The organism is Gordonia sp. (in: high G+C Gram-positive bacteria) (genome assembly GCF_052106715.1).
Classification (GTDB): Bacteria; Actinomycetota; Actinomycetes; order Mycobacteriales; family Mycobacteriaceae; genus Gordonia.
On record NZ_JBQEDL010000009.1, the window covers coordinates 76,801 to 93,795 of the forward strand.

17 protein-coding genes and 1 tRNA gene are annotated in these 16,995 nt (G+C 58.3%); 9 read left to right on the plus strand and 9 right to left on the minus strand.

What is annotated here, in order from left to right; genetic code table 11:
* Nucleotides 1–4: 4 nt before the first annotated feature.
* A complete protein-coding gene (locus ACTIMF_RS06705; RefSeq protein ID WP_442349508.1) occupies nucleotides 5–1,270 on the minus strand; it encodes an MFS transporter in 1,266 nt (421 codons plus the stop codon).
* Nucleotides 1,267–1,956 carry a GntR family transcriptional regulator gene (locus tag ACTIMF_RS06710; RefSeq protein WP_442349509.1) on the minus strand — a complete coding sequence of 230 codons (690 nt, stop codon included), beginning with the start codon at nucleotides 1,954–1,956 and terminating at the stop codon, nucleotides 1,267–1,269. The genes ACTIMF_RS06705 and ACTIMF_RS06710 overlap by 4 nt, the downstream gene beginning before the upstream one ends.
* Nucleotides 1,957–2,100: 144 nt before the next feature.
* On the opposite strand from ACTIMF_RS06710, the gene ACTIMF_RS06715 reads away from it, so the two are divergent.
* The 4 genes from ACTIMF_RS06715 to ACTIMF_RS06730 all read left to right on the plus strand — a co-directional run bounded on the left by ACTIMF_RS06715 (nucleotide 2,101) and on the right by ACTIMF_RS06730 (nucleotide 5,240).
* A complete protein-coding gene (locus ACTIMF_RS06715; protein WP_442349510.1) occupies nucleotides 2,101–3,309 on the plus strand; it encodes an NAD(P)-dependent malic enzyme in 1,209 nt (402 codons plus the stop codon).
* Nucleotides 3,310–3,551: 242 nt separating this feature from the next.
* Nucleotides 3,552–4,403, plus strand: a complete 852-nt coding sequence (locus tag ACTIMF_RS06720; protein WP_442349511.1) for an arylamine N-acetyltransferase family protein — start codon at nucleotides 3,552–3,554, stop codon at nucleotides 4,401–4,403.
* Nucleotides 4,404–4,496: 93 nt separating this feature from the next.
* A tRNA-Thr gene (locus tag ACTIMF_RS06725) sits at nucleotides 4,497–4,572 on the plus strand.
* A 119-nt stretch (nucleotides 4,573–4,691) separates the two neighbouring features.
* Nucleotides 4,692–5,240: a helix-turn-helix domain-containing protein gene (locus ACTIMF_RS06730; protein ID WP_442349512.1), complete on the plus strand. Its 549-nt coding sequence runs from the start codon at nucleotides 4,692–4,694 to the stop codon at nucleotides 5,238–5,240.
* A gap of 968 nt (nucleotides 5,241–6,208) precedes the next feature.
* On the opposite strand, the gene ACTIMF_RS06735 is transcribed toward ACTIMF_RS06730, so the two are convergent.
* The 7 genes from ACTIMF_RS06735 to ACTIMF_RS06765 form a co-directional block, all read right to left on the minus strand.
* Nucleotides 6,209–6,886, minus strand: a complete 678-nt coding sequence (locus tag ACTIMF_RS06735) for a hypothetical protein (protein ID WP_442349513.1) — start codon at nucleotides 6,884–6,886, stop codon at nucleotides 6,209–6,211.
* A gap of 82 nt (nucleotides 6,887–6,968) precedes the next feature.
* Nucleotides 6,969–7,097, minus strand: coding sequence for a hypothetical protein (locus ACTIMF_RS06740; RefSeq protein ID WP_442349514.1), 129 nt, complete (start codon nucleotides 7,095–7,097; stop codon nucleotides 6,969–6,971).
* A gap of 77 nt (nucleotides 7,098–7,174) precedes the next feature.
* The gene (locus ACTIMF_RS06745) at nucleotides 7,175–7,381 is read right to left on the minus strand and encodes a hypothetical protein (protein ID WP_442349515.1); all 207 of its coding nucleotides are present in this window, start codon (nucleotides 7,379–7,381) and stop codon (nucleotides 7,175–7,177) included.
* Nucleotides 7,378–7,761, minus strand: coding sequence for a hypothetical protein (locus ACTIMF_RS06750; protein WP_442349516.1), 384 nt, complete (start codon nucleotides 7,759–7,761; stop codon nucleotides 7,378–7,380). The genes ACTIMF_RS06745 and ACTIMF_RS06750 overlap by 4 nt, the downstream gene beginning before the upstream one ends.
* Nucleotides 7,762–7,900: 139 nt before the next feature.
* Nucleotides 7,901–8,278, minus strand: a complete 378-nt coding sequence (locus ACTIMF_RS06755; protein WP_442349517.1) for a hypothetical protein — start codon at nucleotides 8,276–8,278, stop codon at nucleotides 7,901–7,903.
* A complete protein-coding gene (locus ACTIMF_RS06760) occupies nucleotides 8,275–8,697 on the minus strand; it encodes a hypothetical protein (RefSeq protein WP_442349518.1) in 423 nt (140 codons plus the stop codon). The genes ACTIMF_RS06755 and ACTIMF_RS06760 overlap by 4 nt, the downstream gene beginning before the upstream one ends.
* A 345-nt stretch (nucleotides 8,698–9,042) precedes the next feature.
* Complete coding sequence (locus ACTIMF_RS06765) at nucleotides 9,043–10,863, minus strand: type IV secretory system conjugative DNA transfer family protein (protein WP_442349519.1); 1,821 nt, start codon at nucleotides 10,861–10,863, stop codon at nucleotides 9,043–9,045.
* A gap of 1,263 nt (nucleotides 10,864–12,126) precedes the next feature.
* Between ACTIMF_RS06765 and mobF the strand changes: the two genes are divergently transcribed.
* The 5 genes from mobF (at nucleotide 12,127) to ACTIMF_RS06790 (ending at nucleotide 16,954) form a co-directional block, all read left to right on the plus strand.
* Complete coding sequence (gene mobF / locus ACTIMF_RS06770) at nucleotides 12,127–15,627, plus strand: MobF family relaxase (protein WP_442349520.1); 3,501 nt, start codon at nucleotides 12,127–12,129, stop codon at nucleotides 15,625–15,627.
* 63 nt (nucleotides 15,628–15,690) lie between these two features.
* Nucleotides 15,691–15,933: a hypothetical protein gene (locus tag ACTIMF_RS06775; protein WP_442349521.1), complete on the plus strand. Its 243-nt coding sequence runs from the start codon at nucleotides 15,691–15,693 to the stop codon at nucleotides 15,931–15,933.
* A gap of 21 nt (nucleotides 15,934–15,954) precedes the next feature.
* A complete protein-coding gene (locus tag ACTIMF_RS06780) occupies nucleotides 15,955–16,200 on the plus strand; it encodes a hypothetical protein (protein ID WP_442349522.1) in 246 nt (81 codons plus the stop codon).
* Nucleotides 16,197–16,718 carry a hypothetical protein gene (locus tag ACTIMF_RS06785; RefSeq protein WP_442349523.1) on the plus strand — a complete coding sequence of 174 codons (522 nt, stop codon included), beginning with the start codon at nucleotides 16,197–16,199 and terminating at the stop codon, nucleotides 16,716–16,718. Before ACTIMF_RS06780 ends, ACTIMF_RS06785 begins: the two co-directional genes overlap by 4 nt.
* On the plus strand, nucleotides 16,715–16,954 hold the full coding sequence (locus tag ACTIMF_RS06790; RefSeq protein WP_442349524.1) for a hypothetical protein: 240 nt from the start codon (nucleotides 16,715–16,717) through the stop codon (nucleotides 16,952–16,954). Before ACTIMF_RS06785 ends, ACTIMF_RS06790 begins: the two co-directional genes overlap by 4 nt.
* Nucleotides 16,955–16,995: the final 41 nt, after the last annotated feature.

Sequence of the window (16,995 nt, forward strand, 5' to 3'; positions counted from 1 at the left end):
ACCGTCAGCGGTTCGCAGCCGCGTCGTCGTGCGTCAACTCGACGTCCGTGATCTGGCTCCGCATGGTGTGCGGCCCCGCGATCCGAGTGCGGTTGCCGACCACCATCACGACCACTGCGAGAAGCGCCATCGCGATGCCGAACCCGAACGCCTCGCCGTAGCCGACCGAATCGAAGCGCTCCATGACCGCAGCGATGATGGCCGGTGACGCGAACCCGAGGTAGGTGAGTCCGTAGAAGACCGCCGTCAGTCCGGCGAGCTCGTCCGGCCGAGCGATCCGCTGCACTTCGAGCAGACCGGAGATCAGGGCCATGCCGTATCCGCAGCCGAGGACGGCAGCCGAGATCAGCGCCAACGCCACCATGTGGGTGGACGCGGCCAGGATGGACGTGCCGAGTCCGACGGCGACGAACAGCAGCGCGAAGACACCGGTGCGGGGCGAACCCGGCTTGTCGAGTCGTTTGCCCAGCGTCTGGATCAGGAAGCCTGCGGCGAGGCCGACGACGCAGCACAGTCCAGCGAACGCGATCGACCAGCTCGACGTCTCGTCCGTCATGAATGCAGGGATCACCGCGTAGGCGACGGCGCACGCGCCGAACACCCAGGGCGCGACGGGCGCGACGAGCAGCCAGAAGCGCGGGTGCCGTGCCGACCGGATCCGCAGGTCCTGCCCCAGGCTGCGACCTGTGTCGCGCGGTGCATGCGACTCCGGCGCACGCACCAACGCTGCGAAGGCGACGCCGGACAGCACGATGTTGATCAGGTACGAGAGCTGCCCCGGCCACGGCGCCCACTGGGCCAGGATCGCGGCGACGCCCGCGCCGACACCGAAGCCTGCGGTGAGGCTCAATGCGGCGCGTCGTGCACCCGCTGTCGCGCTGGCGCCGTTCACATCGGAGAGCTCCTTGATCCAACTGCCGCCGACGGCCATCGCCAGACCCAACGCCACACCGCTGGCGACGCGTCCGACCACCAGCAGCGGTACGGAATCGGATCCGGCGGCGAGGAGCGCCGAGCCGACCGCGGCGATCACCGGGGACGGCAGCATCAGTGGCCGACGTCCATACCGGTCCGACAACGGACCGCCGATCAACAGAGCCGGGACGATGCCCAGAACGTAGGTGAACAGGAGAGCGTCGACGACGACCGGCGAGATGTCGGTGGTGGTGCGGTACATGACCAGCAGCGGGGTGAACTCGTTGCCGCCCCAGGCCGCGGCGAAGACGGCGAGGCAGACGGCAGGCCAGCCTGCTGTGCGGAGCGTGCTCATCGGTGTCCCCCGTTCTTCTCTGCCCGGTCAGCGTTGTCTCTGGTTCGGTACCGACTCGTTCGTTCGACGTCGTGGACGCCTGCGAGGTGGGTCGCGAGCAGATCGGTGAACCCGTCGGCGTCGCCGTCGCCGATCGCCGCTGCCAGTGCTGCGTGATCGGCGTGGATCCGGTCGGCGATCTCCGGTCCGAGATGCAGTCGCGCTGCGGTCATCCGGCGCTGCCGTTCGCCCAGCGACGTGTAGAAGTCGCCGAGGAGCGAGTTGCCGTCCGTGGCCACGATCAACTGGTGGAACTGCGCGTCGAGCCGGGCGAACTCGGCCGCTTCGGACGGGTCAGTGGCTCGATGCACCGTGCGGTTCGCGTCGAGTTGAGCGACGAGGTCGGCGAGCACCGTTGGTCGCGCTGCCACCGAGTGCACCGCGTGCGACTCGACGAGGATGCGCGCATCCACGACGTCGCGAGCCTCCTGGTCGCCGACGGGGATGATCAGTGCGCCGCGTTTGGGATACAGCCGCATCCACCCTTCGGCGGCGAGCCGGAGGAACGCTTCGCGTACCGGCGTCCTGCTCACCGCGCACCGCTGCGCGACCTCGCCCTCGCTGATGAGCTCTCCACCGGGGAGCTCGCAGGTGAGGATGAGTTCCTTCACGTCTGCGTACACCCGATCCGCCGCTGAATACGTCATAGACACAAGATGCATACTACTTCTGTCCTACTCTTCGGTAAAACTCTCACAGACCGGCGACCGGCCTGCGTGCGCTGCGTCACGCATGACAGAATCAGTGCACACCCCAGCAGTTCCGGCGACACCGGAGATCGAGGAGTAAGCGTGACGAGCACGGCAGACGACCACAACGCGACAAGCCAGAACCTCGCGAACGTACCCATCACTGATGAGGAGATCTTCCGTTCACACGAGGGCGGCAAGCTGTCGGTCGAACTGTGCTCGCCGATCGACACGCAGCGCGACCTGTCGATCGCCTACACGCCTGGAGTCGCCCAGGTGTCGCGCGCCATCGCCGCGGACCGCGATCTCGTCGACAAATACACGTGGACCGACCGCCTGGTCGCCGTCGTCTCCGACGGGACCGCCGTTCTCGGCCTCGGCGACATCGGACCCCGCGCGTCACTTCCGGTGATGGAGGGCAAGTCCGCGCTGTTCCGCACGTTCGCGGGCCTCAACTCGATCCCGATCGTGCTCGACACGACCGACCCCGACGAGATCGTCGAGACCTTGATCCGCCTGCGTCCGAGCTTCGGAGCCGTGAACCTCGAGGACATCTCGGCTCCGCGGTGCTTCGAGATCGAGCGGCGGGTGGCCGAAGCACTCGACTGCCCGGTGATGCACGACGACCAGCACGGCACCGCGATCGTCGTCCTCGCCGCTCTCAAGGGTGCGCTGACCCACCTCGACAAGGACATCTCCGGACTCAAGATCGTCATCTCGGGCGCGGGCGCGGCCGGCGTCGCATGCGCCAAGATCCTGCACGCGGCAGGCGTCCCCGACATCGTGATCCTCGATTCGAAGGGGATCATCGGCGGTCACCGCGAGGACCTCAACGAGTTCAAGTCATTTCTCGCGACATGGTCCAATCCGCGCGGGCTGACAGGTGGTGCGGCCGAGGCGCTCGCGGGCGCCGACGTCTTCCTCGGCGTCTCGGCGGGCACCGTTCCCGAAGAAGCAATCGCATCGATGAACGACGGTGCGATCGTCTTCGCACTGTCGAACCCGGATCCGGAGATCCACCCCGAGGTCGCAGCGAAGTACGCGTCGGTCGTAGCGACCGGTCGCAGCGACTTCCCGAACCAGATCAACAACGTCCTCGCGTTCCCCGGCGTGTTCGCCGGCGCGCTCGATGCGGACGCACGGCGCATCACCGAGGGCATGAAGCTCGCAGCGGCCGACGCCATCTTCGGCGTCGTCGGCGACGATCTGGCCGCCGACCACATCGTCCCCAGCCCTCTCGATCCGCGAGTGGCCCCCGCCGTCGCCGAGGCCGTTGCCGCCGCCGCCCGCATCGAGGGCGTCACGAAGTAATCGCGCTCGTTCCGAAGTAGTCGCGCTCGTTCCGCCGATCGAGCCCATTCTGCTGGTCGAGCCCATTTCTGCTGGTCGAGCGGAGTCGAGACCCACCTTCGCCGACCGAGCCCAATTCTGCTGGTCGAGCCCCATTCTGCTGGTCGAGCGGAGTCGAGACCCACCTTCGCCGATCGAGCCCCATTCTGCTGGTCGAGCGGAGTCGAGACCCTATCCCCGGTCGAGACCCCACAATGGACGTCATGACCCCGTGGCACAGCGACGACCTCGACCTCTCTGCGTATCTCGCCCGAATCGGCTTCACCGGGGAGCCGTCACCGACGCTCGACACTCTCGCGGCCTTGCATCGCGGCCATACGACGTCGATCCCGTTCGAGAACCTCGAGATCATGCTCGGGCGGAGCATCCCGCTCGCCTTGGAGTCCTTGCAGCGCAAGCTGATTGACTCGCGGCGCGGCGGCTACTGCTTCGAGCACGTCACCGTGTTCGCGGCGGCGCTGGAGCGAATCGGGTTCCGGTTCACTGCATTGAGTGGACGGGTCACCCTCGGCGGCGACTGGTCGTCGCGCCCACCGACGCACGCGGTGATCGTCGTGGAGTCGGGCGGACGCCGGTACGTGTGCGACGTCGGATTCGGACGCGGCCCGCTCGAGCCGATCGAGATGGTCGACGGCACCGAGGTCGACCAGGACGGCTGGCGACTCCGCTTGACCTCCGAACCGGTCGGCGATGTCTTCGGCACTGACCGGTGGACCCTGTGGCATCGCGTGGGCGACGAGTGGATCGACCGCCATACGTTCACCACGAACCCGCAGTTCCCGATCGACTACCGGGTCGGCAGCCACTTCGTGTCGACGTCGTCGCGGTCCCCGTTCGTAACTCGGCCCTTCGTCCAACGGTTCGGCGTCGACGTTCATCACACACTCGACGACTCGACGCTGACGACCGCAGCGCCCGACGGGACGCAGGCCTCGCGCGAGGTGTCGGTGGACGAGCTTCCGACACTGCTCCGGGATGTCTTCGGCGTCGGCCTGTCCGACGCGGACGGCCGGGCTCTCGTCGCGTCGGAGACCTCACGACGAAACACCGACTGATCCGATTCAGACGCCGATTCGAGCATCTGCGAGCCGTTTTGCTCCCACGACAGTCTGGTCTGTAACATAATCCAGGCTGCCGAGAGGCAGCACGCCGCCTTAGCTCAGTCGGTAGAGCGATTCACTCGTAATGAATAGGTCGGGAGTTCGATTCTCCCAGGCGGCTCCAACAAAATAGCAGGTCAGCCCCGGTTTCCGAGCCGAGGCTTTCTTGTTGTCAGGGCGGCAGATGGCCGTTTGACAACAGAATGACAACAACCGGCCTCGAAAAGGCCCTATCCTGACCACATGACGAACCTCAGCGCCGGTGTCCGAGTGCTGGGCAACCCACCGCCCGAAGACCTGGAACGCCTCGCCGCTGCCTTGGCCGACTGGGAGGCATACGGAATCGGCGCGCCCCTGAACCGCAACGCCGAGGGAGTGCCCCATATCCTCGCTGCCGCGCTGGAACGGCACGGCCTGCACCCAACCCTCATCTTCGGTGGTTCGCCAGCGAGTAGGCGCGTCAGGATGGAGCAATGGGCAGAGGAGCGAGGCGCAGGGTTGGCACTCGCAGAGGAGACCATAGTCTTCGACCCGTTGTGTGAGCAGGCACCGAGATACGCGCTCAGGGATTCCCCAAAGCCTCTACCACCATCGAAAAGCGTTGTCTCCGTTACCCTTCCGGCGCTGATGACCAGCAAAGAAGCAGCCGCCTACCTCGCCGTTCCCGAGCAGACCCTCAGGTCATGGAGGACGCGGGAAGAGCCGCCGCCCTGGGTCACTCTTGGACGGAGCATCCGATACCGCGCCACTGACATTGCCGAACACATCGAGAAGAACCTATTTCAGCCCTGACGCCAGCACTACCCTCTATTTGCCCCGTAGAGCGACTTTCTCGCCTCATCCGCCCCGATACACCGGGCGCACGCGAAACAGCGCCAGCGTCGCCGTGAGGCGCGAAACCTCTACGAGGTTAGGCACTTCGTGCCAGGGCCTTCGGCCAGGCTCCCTACGGTTCGCCAATTTCTCGGTGGTCAAGTTTGGAGTTACGCGACAGCAGGCACAGTAATAGGTAGTGGTATGAGATGAGCCTTGAAGTCTTCTCCTCCGGTGTTGGTACATCGGAAGTAGCCCTGTTAGAGAGGGCCTGAGAAGTCTGTCGAGAAGTTAAACACGAAGTATCAAGCGAGATACATTGCGAGTGGTTGCAGCCCTACCCAAGGGTGAGGTACTGGAAGAACTGTCTAACTAACCGAACGTCAATAATCCGAATTTCTGGGATACTCAGAAAGTTTTGCAGAGAAAAACAACTACTCGGCTCACCTGTGAAGGTGCTGCTTTCGAGGTGGGAAGGTTCCACAGAACCGAAAGCCGAGGCCACCGGCTTCTCCAACACCCTTCAAGACTTCCGCACTCAATCATCGGCTACTACCGATACATGGTTGTTCGACACTTCTACATCAACATCTACCTTCTCACCTGCACCTACTCCCTCAACTCTCCACAGGAGTAGACGGGAACGAGCGACAGCGAGGCTCCCAGGAGCGCCAGCGACCCCCGCCTTTCCAGCCACAGCGTTACCGCAGTTCAGACGAAAGAGACCACTACACGGGCACGGAGTGCCTGAACCTCGAAGAGGTTTGTCGTGCCGAAAAATTCTCGCGCCGTCAACTTGCCCTCGTAGTAGTGTGCGCCGATGGTATGCAGCAGCCGTCACAGGCTGCCTGAGCAGGTTGTTCCTCCTCCCCGCCAGGCGTACGAAGTCCATCACCTCCGGACAAGCAGAAACCCCCTACACATGGCGTGTAGGGGGTTTCTGTGGCTCACTCTCCCCAGATGGGCAGCGCGTCGCGCTCCTCCTGTGTCATTGTCTCAGTGGGCTTGGAAGCCTCCTCAGAACCGCTCTCATCAGCCTGAACAGCGGTGGAGCCGTCGAACTTCTCGCCTACAGCGCACTTCGGGAGCACACCGTGGATTTTCGGCAACCACGATTCGGCACTGTCGAATGGCAGGCTCACGAGTACCGAGTTCGGCCAGCCGCCAGACTGGACCTTTGCGCCTACAGCGCTCTCAACCTCATTCTTGAAGTTGGGTAGAGGAATGTCTTCGACCATCGGCGCAGGTCGCCAGACTTCGGAGGTCTCGCCGTCACTCTTTACAGTGACCACATGACCCGGCTCACCAGCGCAAATGGCCGTGACCAGTGTCATCCCCTCACGCCAGTGGGAAGCACGCACCTTCTGCTCAATCGGCTCTTTGAACATCAGTCCGCTCGTGCTGATGACCTTATCGGTGCTGGTCAGCAGTCCGCCGGACGCCTGCACATCGTCAGCCTTGCTCTGAACAAGCGAGGACACGGCGGTGTCGTCCTTCACCTTGAACTCTGAGCCCTCATCCGCGAACGCGGGACTGGTCGCAAGTCCAGTCGCAAAGAGCGCCGCGCTGACCAAACCGCCTGCTACCAGCGTCTTTCCTGTAATCTTAAAGTCGAACATCTCCATCACCTCGGGCAAATCGTTAGGTCTGAGGCTCTTCCTCGGACCAGGTATCCACTACCTTCGGCGCAAGGTGCAACTACCCAACTCAATCCTTCACAAGCGCAATCAGAACTCGGTACGCAGGCCAGAGTGCCAGGAGCAGGAGTACCACCCATCCGCTGAGTTGTCCGGTGGCGACCATCATCAGGAACAGCAGAATCCCCAAGAGTTTCATATGCCGCAGGGTATCCACTGGATACGACAAAGCCCCTGGTAGCGAGTACCAGGGGCCTCAATCGTGTTGCAGCACAGTCAATCCCATTGCGACAGCAACTCCTCCATCTGCCTCAGCAGGTGCGAACTCGCCAAGTCGTCGGCAATCTCGCGTTCTACCTGCGCTTTCTCCTCCGCGATAGCGTCCAGCGCCGCCAGCGTTGGCCGCTCCTCACCTCCTCGCGACCACCGAGCACGCCGCGCTGCCTGTGTGTTCTTATGCAGAACCCAATCCTTCCCGCTCATCGCACATCACCTCCTCTTTCGATAATCTTCTGCAATTCTTCTTGCACTGCGTCAATCTCCTCCTGTTCCGTGAACCCGGTGCCACTCAATAACTCCTTCTCGGACAACTTTCCGTGCAACTCCGCGTTGAATTTCGCCTCTTGGCTCATCTGCGCCTCCAACGCCGCAAACACATCTTCTTGCACTTCGGGGGTCTGCTCTACCTTCTCAACTTCGCTGATAGGTTCTTCCTTCTTCCCGCTGTCCTTTGCCTTCAACATCAACTCTTGTGCCTTCTCCTTTGCCGTCGTCACGAGAGCGTAGGCGAAGCCGTATAGCAAAGCCAGTACCACAATGAGTACAATGACCAGCAGCGTTGCTGCAAACAAGTTTATCGTCATATCCCCAATTCGTAGCATTCTCCTTTCACCTCGGATTTAGTAGTTCCGAATACTCTCTCAACAACCTTCATCGCAGACAAATAGCGTGCATACTCTTCCTCCAACACTGGTTGCTCAACAAATTCTAAAGTCTTCATCTCTACCTCCCTCGTCCTTTTCGCTTGTGTTCGGCCTTCTTCTCCGCACGATGTTGCTGGTACTTGTGCTCCGCCTCCTGTGCTGCGCGCTCCCGCTTAGCCTGCCTCTGCTCCTCGCGTTGCGCCATGCGCTCCAAGACAGACTGAGCAGTCTTCTGTTTATCGCTCATCCCGCCATCCCGCACAGCAGCAATCTTCGCTACTCGATTCACAATCTGAGACGGACTACGAGGCACACCACCTTTCAGAAACTCCTGGTGCAAGGTCATCTGTCCAGGATTGGGCTTAGCCTTCGTCATCCGCGCCTTCTGCGCAGGTGTGAGCCTTTCCAGTCCTTTCGGAACCATCAACCCACTCTTGTCTTCACTCCACTTACTCATCTACCTTCACCTCCTCCATACAGTTTTTCGTTCAAATAGCCTTCTACACGGCTCAGGTAGTGCTGCTTGCGCCGAAGGTACAGAGCCTGATTGGCGGAATTGTTGAAGAGGTTTTCAATAATTCCAACCTGGCTCAGGCATGCCCACTGCGGGTCAATCACAGGCGGAGGCACATATCCCAACTCATTCAGGATTTCCTCCAACATTCCGTCCTTGCCGAAGCCTTCGTAGTCAGTTGGAATGCTTTCTCTAACAATCTTCCTGACCGTTGACACCTTCTCACCACTAACCTTCGCGAGGTATGCAACGAACTCTTTCTCGGCCTTGCGGTATTCTCTCTCTGCGGCTGGAATGGTGAGCAGCAAATCCTTATATGCCTCAAGTTCAGTCATTCCGTTGTAACCTGCTGGAAGAATCATCCTCTCTTACCTCCGTAACTCTTTGGTCTTAGGCTTTCCCTCAACCTCTTAATATTCACTGTCGGCGCGCGAGTAGCGTTTTCCGCCAGCAAATGCCATCTTCTCGTGTGAGCCTCATCACATTTATGTGCCATCCGCCCGACCGGCCTCTGCCTGAACTCGTAATACGCCAGTATTGGCCCCTCATTGGCCTGTAGAGCGACTTTCAATCCATCGCCACCAACTACACCAACACAGCCGAGTTAGGCCCGCAGGCAGCAAAGGAGGCCCCGCACGCTTGGTGCTGGAGCCTCCTTGCGAGGTGCTGCCGCGAGAACCCCGTCTCCGCCGTGGACCTCTTGCCCTCTAATCCGTGTGGTCACCAAAGGCTTCGGCAAAGTTGTCTGTGTCATCGGTTCGACGCAAGTGTTCACTTGCGAAGTAGTCTTCGCGTTCCTTCCTCTTCTTCAACTGAACTCTTTCGCGTTCGGCAGCCAAAGCCCGAGCCTCCGCTTCTGACAAGGCTGACTCGACGCTCAACTTCGCTTCACGCCGCATAGTCCGCAATTCCTCGTCCGCATACGCGGGCAGGGTCTTCACCCGAGCAAAGCGCCTCGATGGGATGAGCACCACGGCCTCGTCGTTGTTCATCTGAAACAGACCGTAGGGAGTAGCGAGGCTCCTGTAGGAAGCAGACACATTCTCACTAATGCTCTCAGTGGTCTTTTCCTTCTTGTCGTCAGTGAAGACACCCTTCGGCTTGCTGACACTCTTGCTTTTCGTCTTAATCTCCTGTAGCCGCTCACCGGCAAACTTCGAGAAGTGCTCGACTGTTTTGTTGTCCTGCGAACCCGCGAGTCCCATCACGAACATATTGGAGTTATTGACGATGGTGTTATATCCATCTTCCGTGTATCGCTCCACCAACTGGGAGAAGCCCTGTAGTCCGAGCAAGAAGGCGATGTTCTGCGAACGCTTCGTGCTCAACCATGAGGGAAGGTCGGGAAGGGGACAAATGTTAGCCAACTCGTCCAGCACAAGAAGTGCCCTCTTTGGTAGAGTCCTGTCAGGCTGCGCCCAGGCTGCCGAGTCCAAAGCACTCATGCTCGCGTTGATAAAGGAACAGAAGTATCCCATGAAGTGCACTGCTGAGTCGGGAGAGACTATGAACAGGCTATCGCTGTCGCTTCGCGCCCAATCGTTTAGGTCCAAGTTTTCTGGGTCATCCCACTTTCGGTTGTAAGCGTGAGACGCATAGATGAGGCTGCTGTTCTTTATCGCGTTGAATGAGAAAATGACACCTGCTATGGTTTCCTCGGCCCCGGCGATACTCTCCATCGACAGCAACACATCGACGACCAGTCCCGCGTCTGCGCTATCCACCTTCTCATCCTTAGCCCATCTATCGACCGCAATCCTTCCGGCTTCCCAACCTGAACACACCCCGGAACTCAGATACACGATGAAGTCTTGGAAGGTATCACCGACCTTCGGCAACGCCTCCTCTTCCTTCTTAGCGTCCTTAGCCGTACGCAGAGCCTCAACGAGTATTGTCATATCCGCGAGGCTTGTTCCAGGGAAGCGGCGCAGCAACCAGAACACGGCAGTCATCAGCGCGGTAGCCTGCTCTTTCCAGACATCACCGCTCTCACTCATCGCGAGTTGCGCTACTGCCTTGGCAGTCTCCTGCCAGTCCGAGCAACCCTGTAGGGGTGTCCATACGGCCACGAGTGGCGTTAGCGAATCGTGGCTCACTACTCCCGCAGGGTCGAGTACGGACACGCGTCCCTTGGTGAGGCCGACATAGACCGCCTCCGCTGCCAGTTCATCCTTAGTGCTGGTAGTCAGAAGCGGCCCATCCTGCCGCAGTACAGCCGGAAGTAGAACCTTCTGAGTCTTTCCCGCGCCTGTCGGTCCTACGACAATGCCAGTCGTCCCCGTGGTCGCAACGACGCGATGACCTACTGCCTCCCCATTGAGCACGCGACCAAGAACAACCCCATCCTTCGGCAGGCTCTCCCTGTTCTTCACCGTAGGTAGGTCCTTGTGCTTCCCGGTCGCGTGCTCGACGCTATCGCTCAGCGGTGACGCACTCTTGGGCTTTCCATACCTGCTCCACAACCACACGACCAAGGCGAGTAGCCCCAGCAGCACGACCAACATCATCATCGTTTTCATCTCATTCATCCTCCGTATAGTTTTGTCCTTCCTTCTTCACGAACTTGTATCTCTTCCAGTTCTCGATGACCAAATCATCGGTGTAGTTTCTTTCTATGAAGCGCACCCGCTTCACAAGCCACCTAAGCCGCAGCACCTCTAACTTTGAAACTCTCATCTCCATCACCTCGTGTTTAGTTGACTTCTACCTTCTTCCGTCCCGCCGAGCCGGTTGCTCGACGCCATCCCCACGCCATCCCTTGCCCGATGACTTTGAATGCCATTCCCGCCGCGAGGACCAGTTCACCCAGAGCCTTCGTTGTGCTCCGTACGAGCCGCGTGCAGTTGCGAGCGAAAGCAACTCGGGTCCAACTCCTCTTGTGTCCGATGAGCGTCATCGGTGCCAGTACCACCAACGCGGACATTGCTACAACGGCCTTGCCTCCGTGCTTCACAAGTCTGTTGCTCCGACAATAGACAGCCGTCGCATAAGCCGAGAGGTACAGACACACTGCCAGCGCTATAAACCATTCAGTCATTTCACAACCTCCTGGCTCATCGCCGCCGAAGGGTTGACGCTCTCGAACAAATCCACAGCCGTGCAAGCGTTCAATGCGCGAGCCAACATAAACTTTCGATACTGTCGCTCAGACACTCGCACAACAACTTGCTTCCGTACATCGGTGCTTGGCTTTGTAATCGAATCCATCGGCTCTTGGGTGTCCAGCCCATCGAGCACGGTTCTCCACACTTGGGCTGAGGTCGTGTTGTGCGACTCGGCCGCGCTTCGCATTCTCTCCACAACATCGGGGGAAACCCGCACACTCAATAGTTTCTCGAAATACATTCTCCTTCCTCCACATGTCCAGTCGCTTTACGCGAACTCTGTTGCTTATACAAATAACCTTCGGCGCGAGTAGCATTTGCTACCTTCATTATCGGAACATCTTTATGTGATGTGCCTCACATACTCCAAGCACTTACGAAGTGCTCCAACTTCCAACTTTCAACTTTCTCTCCTTCACATCCTCTTCTCTCACTACCTCTCTCACCTCATTTCTCACCTACTTTTCCTTCTCTCACCTTCTCTTTCTCACCTCTTAATCTTCCTCATCTACCCCTAACATCTAAAAACCTATTTATCTTTAACACGCAGTTGCATTACCCATCCTTCGGAGGGTTCTGCGGCGTCCCGTATGGGGTAATGCAATGTAAATGCCAACCGCGCCCAGGGTTGTAAGTAATGCAATGGAGAATCCGTCTCCCTGCTTATTGACCCGGAGGTAACTTTCTATGCTTTCTGTATCCCCAATCAACACATCGAGCGCTAAAGGACTATCGGCCTACTACGCCGAGAAACTTGAGCGAGGCGAGATTTCCCGCGATGAAGCACTCGAACTTTCCGAAGGAGACTTCGACTTTGGCGACCTCCAAGAGGGCCGGACCAAGGGTGCCGCAAGGTACTACGCGAGCGAGAAACGCGACCGGCTGGTGAATGTTTCTACCGGAGAATCGGTCTCCCAGGATGACCTTTTGAACCATCTTTTGGGTAAGGATATTGAAGGAAACTCCCTCACGGACCCCGGTCTGTTAGCCACTCAAAAGTTGGCAAAGTCAGTCGGATACGACGGAGAATTGAACTCCTTCTCCCTCTCAGCGCTACGCTCAGGACTTCACCCCGAGACAGGACAAGACCTTGGAGATGAGTTCCGTCAACGGTGGGAGGAGAAGGCTTCTAAGACCTCCGAAGTCTCCTCCTACGACCTCACTTTTTCGGCTCCTAAGGGAGTCTCAGTCATCGCCGCATACTCGGATTCGGAGACCCGAGAACGCATTGTCCAACTCCATAATGAGGCCATCAGGGAGGCTCTTGGTTGGGCTGAGGAGGAAGGAATCTTCGTAGCCAGACGAGGCAAAGATGGAGTGGAAACGGTAGCCGCAAGTCCTGTACAAACCTTTGGCAAAACGGAGTTCAGTAGCCGTGCAGGCGACCCACACCTCCACGGCCACACTCTCATTTCGGCGGCTGCACAGACCGAAGATGGTAGGCGAACGACTCTCTCCGGCACCCACATTTTCAATGGTGCAGCCCTCGTTGGAACGACCTATGAGCAACGACTGGCCCACAAGTTGAACCGAGAGTTTGGGCTTGACTTTTACACTAAGGACAACGGCCTTCGTGAGGTCTGGGGATTTGACGAAGCCACGCTTCAGGCACACTCCCAGAGGTCTCAGCAGATAGCGGAGAGGCTTGATGAAATGACCGCTGCTGATGACCTTCTGCGGCGCAAAGTGGAGGGAAACCTTCACGAATATGAGCGTTCCTACGGCCTTGTATCTTCCGGTGAGACCGTTCCCCGAGTAGTCAAGCAGCAAGCAGCCGAATATGAAAAGTACCTACAAATCTTGCAGGGAAAGTCGAATGCGAAGGGCAACCGGAATGCTCGCCAGGCCGCTAATCTCGCCTCCCGCGTCGGCAAGGAAGAGAGCGAAGCCGAGTCTTTCGAGCGCTGGAAGCAGGAGAATCCGTACGGGAAGAAGAACGTCATTGATGAAGTTCAGAAGGAAGCCAAGGTGCAGCAGGAGTTGGCGGAGGCGAAGAGGAAGCGAGACAACATTGAGAAGTTAGAAGGCGTGGAAAAGATACTCAAAGATGTTGTCTCGGACCGCTCGTCTTTCACGATGAAGGAACTGTATAAGGCCACCATCGCCAACGCTGACCCCAATATGACACCGAAGCAAATCGAAGGCTTATTTGCCGCAGCACTTAATGATGACAGGGTTTTGGCACTGACTGATTATCAGGACCAGAAACTCGGAGACTGGGTTTTCACGAAGCAAAATCAAGTCTTGACAACCTCCGACGCCTTGGCTCAGGAACAGAACATTCGGGATATTTCTGAGCGACTGACAACGGAGAATCGTCATAATCCAATGAATCTAAAGAAGGTTCTGGACGCCGCTGAGCGCGCGAACCTCACGCCCGAACAGGAGGACATGCTGGCTGCTGCAACACTTTCAAAGAACAGTCTGACAGTGGTACAAGCCCCTGCCGGTGCGGGCAAGACATACTCTCTCGCCCCGGTCGTGGAACTGCACCAACGAGAGGGTTACGAGGTTGTGGGACTGGCGACCGCTGCCCGTACTGCGGACAGTTTGAAGGAAGCAAATGTCAATAGGTCGATGAGCCTGGCGCGCTTCGCATATGCGATGGAGAAAGGCTACTGGGAAGAGGGTCTGAGCAACGATGAAATTGCCGAGGTACGGAAGTTCCAAGCCCGAGTTCAGAACAAGGAACGGCACGCAGAGGAGGACTTGCAAAGTCTCCTAAAGTCCCTCGATGAAGCCCACCCGAACCTGTCCGATGAATTCGCAAAACTCAAGAGGGACCGGGCAGCAGCGAAGAAACTGAACCCTGGACCGAAGCGAGATGAGCGGTTCAAGGAACTCAGCGAGCGGGGTGACGGTCTCGCAAGACGAGCAAATGCTACCAAGGTCAAGAAGGATGAAAAGGTCTTGCTGGTGCTCGATGAAGCCGCTATGACCAACAACGATGACTTGGAGAATGTTCTGAGAAACGCCGATGAACGCGGCTGGAAGGTCATTCTCGTTGGCGATGAGCGACAACTTCAAGGTATCGGCAAGTCTACTGGATTTCAGGTTGTAGCGAAGCAAGCCGGAGCCGTGGAACTCACGACTACTTACCGAGCGAAGGACTCCAAGGAGCGCGATTTGCAGGAAGCCTGGTGGCGTTCAGATAACACTAAGCAGGGACAAGCCGCAGTCGATGAATACCTCGAATACCAGGATGAGAAGGACTGTCTACACATCATCGAGGATGAGCATGTCCAACAGTGGATGGAGGCCCACGAGGGAGAGGAACTACCCCGCGATGTAGGTAAGAAGATTGCTGTCGAGGCCATCGCTGAGCAGTATGTAGAGGCTATCAACGCAGGTCAAGAGCCGTCAGAACTACTGGCGATGGCTGCGACCCGCGCCGATAGCCGCGCACTCGGAGAAGCCATTCAGAAGCGGCTGGTAGAGGCTGGACACTTGGACGCCGACACTGCCCACGAGGTCATCTTGGACAAGAAGACGAACACTGTGGGAGTACTTCACCAGGGCGAACAAGTGCGTCTGACAAGGAATAATCAGCCTAAGATTGGCGAGAGCGAGAAGTTCCAAAATGGCTGGACAGGCACAATGGTTGGCTGGAACCGCGACGGCTCAGCGAGGGTGCTATTACCCGCTGGCCCAGGAGGTGCGGAGAAGGTGGTCACCATTCCTACGACCGCAATTGAGGACGGAGTGCTGACCTACGGTGCCTCCACAGCACACGCGGCCCAGGGGCGCACAGTGGATAAGGCGTGGCTCCTCGCAGATGAACGCATGGAGCGCGAGGCGCTGTACCCCGGTATGACACGCGGAAAGACTGAGAACCATCTTGTCTATGTCCCCAGTGCCGGAGCGAGCAAGGAGGAAGCCCGTGAGGCAATCAGGGAGCAAGCCCTGACCAGCGGCAAGGACGCCCCGGCGCTTGACCGCGCAGCCACCCGCGTATCGCCTGCTGACGAGCGGAAGGCTCGTCGCATACTCCGCTTCGGAGTCTCAGATGAGGAGGTGAAAGCCGTTGCCTTGCAGGAGAAGCAGAGGCAGGCCGAGGCCCAAGAGCGTCAACGCTCTAAGTCGCGTGCCTCCACCGAACAAGCCCAGGAAGCGCTACGAGAAGAGAAGCAACGCCGCGTGGAGCAGCAGGAACGGAAGCGAGGTCGAGGTCGCGGACTGGCCGCGTAAGCCGTCCCCCTGCCCCCTCCCTGTGGTTCCATAGACTTGTGAGAGCCACAGGGAGGGGTCATCGTGAGTAAGCGCCAGGGGTCTATGACTGTTCGAAAGTCGCTGGTTGAGAACCTGAAAGCCGAAGATGTGGCGGTCGTTCCGGCCAAGTTTTGCTCCACTGGTGCTGACGACGTGCTTGTTGTTCAAGAGTTGAAGGTGGACACCGATAAGGGAATGTGCGAGGTGTATGGACTTCGATTTGGAGAACTCGTAATCGAGTACATCCCCGTTGGCACTGAATTGCCCTTGTGGCCTTCTTTCTAACATTCAGAGAAACGAGACTACATGATAGACCAGTCCGAAGCGATACCATTCAGTTCCGTTGTTATTGGCGACATAATCCTACTAAATGGTAAGGATTTTGGCCTGGGCAACGTGGAACTTGGTTTTGGAATCTCCGCAATCTTGGAGGCCGAGGACGAAGGCCGAAAGTACGAGGTTATGCACAATGGTGTCGCCTATGGCCTCTTCGCCAAGGACGACGATATCGTCGTTCGTTATATCCCTGCAGAATCGGGCATAGATTCATGAGCAAGCGACCACTCTTAGGCATGGAGTCAGTACCTCTGTCAGAGGTCGATGACGGAGACGTTATCGTTCTCGATGGAGGTTTCCTTGGCCTTGAGGACGAGCCATTGAGTTTTCAAGTTCTTGAAGTGAATGCCGGGAACGACTTTTCTGCTGCGCTTAACTCGTCGGCGGAGCGTATAACCAAGGTATCCCTCATCCGCCACGAGCAATCAGGTAGAGAGTTTCTGTTCAAGTCCCCTGGGACCAACCACGTCACTCGGTCCTTTCGGATGACTCCCGATGACGTGGTGGATTCCCCTGGGGAAGCATGTCCGAGGCTCGTCGAGGCCAATGAGGTATGGAATGCTTGGATGAGGCTCAGTACATTGACCGAGGTCGATAACCTGGACGACCTCAACGACGCAATCTCTGAATACAACAGGGAGAATGGAACCTCAGTCTCTTTGGTTCCAGCGAAAGAACTGCCGTCCTTAGAGACCGTAGAAACCCTTATCTCAATCCACGAGAAGAAGTCATGAGCCAGTCTGTTGACCGAGGGTCAATGTGTCAGTTTGGTGATGTGATTCAGGGCGACACTTTAGTACTCAACGGCAGCCAGTTCGGCCTGCAAAATGCTGACATGTACTTCACCGTCACAGGAGTATTCGGAGAGGATGGCAAGGGTCGCCATTACGAACTGATGCACATTGGAACGATGTATGGGCTGTATGCCGAGGACCATCAGCAGGTATTCAGGGCGTTTCCTGCGAAGTAGCGACCTATTCTCGCGCAATTAGCCCCCGGTATCACAACCGG

Coding starts and splice junctions, on each gene's coding strand:
- ACTIMF_RS06705 (WP_442349508.1), bottom strand. CDS start 1,270: ATGAGCACGCTCCGCACAGCAGGCTGGCCTGCCGTCTGCCTCGCCGTC.
- ACTIMF_RS06710 (WP_442349509.1), bottom strand. CDS start 1,956: ATGACGTATTCAGCGGCGGATCGGGTGTACGCAGACGTGAAGGAACTC.
- ACTIMF_RS06720 (WP_442349511.1), top strand. CDS start 3,552: ATGACCCCGTGGCACAGCGACGACCTCGACCTCTCTGCGTATCTCGCC.
- ACTIMF_RS06730 (WP_442349512.1), top strand. CDS start 4,692: ATGACGAACCTCAGCGCCGGTGTCCGAGTGCTGGGCAACCCACCGCCC.
- ACTIMF_RS06735 (WP_442349513.1), bottom strand. CDS start 6,886: ATGGAGATGTTCGACTTTAAGATTACAGGAAAGACGCTGGTAGCAGGC.
- ACTIMF_RS06740 (WP_442349514.1), bottom strand. CDS start 7,097: ATGAAACTCTTGGGGATTCTGCTGTTCCTGATGATGGTCGCCACCGGA.
- ACTIMF_RS06745 (WP_442349515.1), bottom strand. CDS start 7,381: ATGAGCGGGAAGGATTGGGTTCTGCATAAGAACACACAGGCAGCGCGG.
- ACTIMF_RS06750 (WP_442349516.1), bottom strand. CDS start 7,761: ATGACGATAAACTTGTTTGCAGCAACGCTGCTGGTCATTGTACTCATT.
- ACTIMF_RS06755 (WP_442349517.1), bottom strand. CDS start 8,278: ATGAGTAAGTGGAGTGAAGACAAGAGTGGGTTGATGGTTCCGAAAGGA.
- ACTIMF_RS06760 (WP_442349518.1), bottom strand. CDS start 8,697: ATGATTCTTCCAGCAGGTTACAACGGAATGACTGAACTTGAGGCATAT.
- ACTIMF_RS06765 (WP_442349519.1), bottom strand. CDS start 10,863: ATGAATGAGATGAAAACGATGATGATGTTGGTCGTGCTGCTGGGGCTA.
- mobF (WP_442349520.1), top strand. CDS start 12,127: ATGCTTTCTGTATCCCCAATCAACACATCGAGCGCTAAAGGACTATCG.
- ACTIMF_RS06780 (WP_442349522.1), top strand. CDS start 15,955: ATGATAGACCAGTCCGAAGCGATACCATTCAGTTCCGTTGTTATTGGC.
- ACTIMF_RS06785 (WP_442349523.1), top strand. CDS start 16,197: ATGAGCAAGCGACCACTCTTAGGCATGGAGTCAGTACCTCTGTCAGAG.
- ACTIMF_RS06790 (WP_442349524.1), top strand. CDS start 16,715: ATGAGCCAGTCTGTTGACCGAGGGTCAATGTGTCAGTTTGGTGATGTG.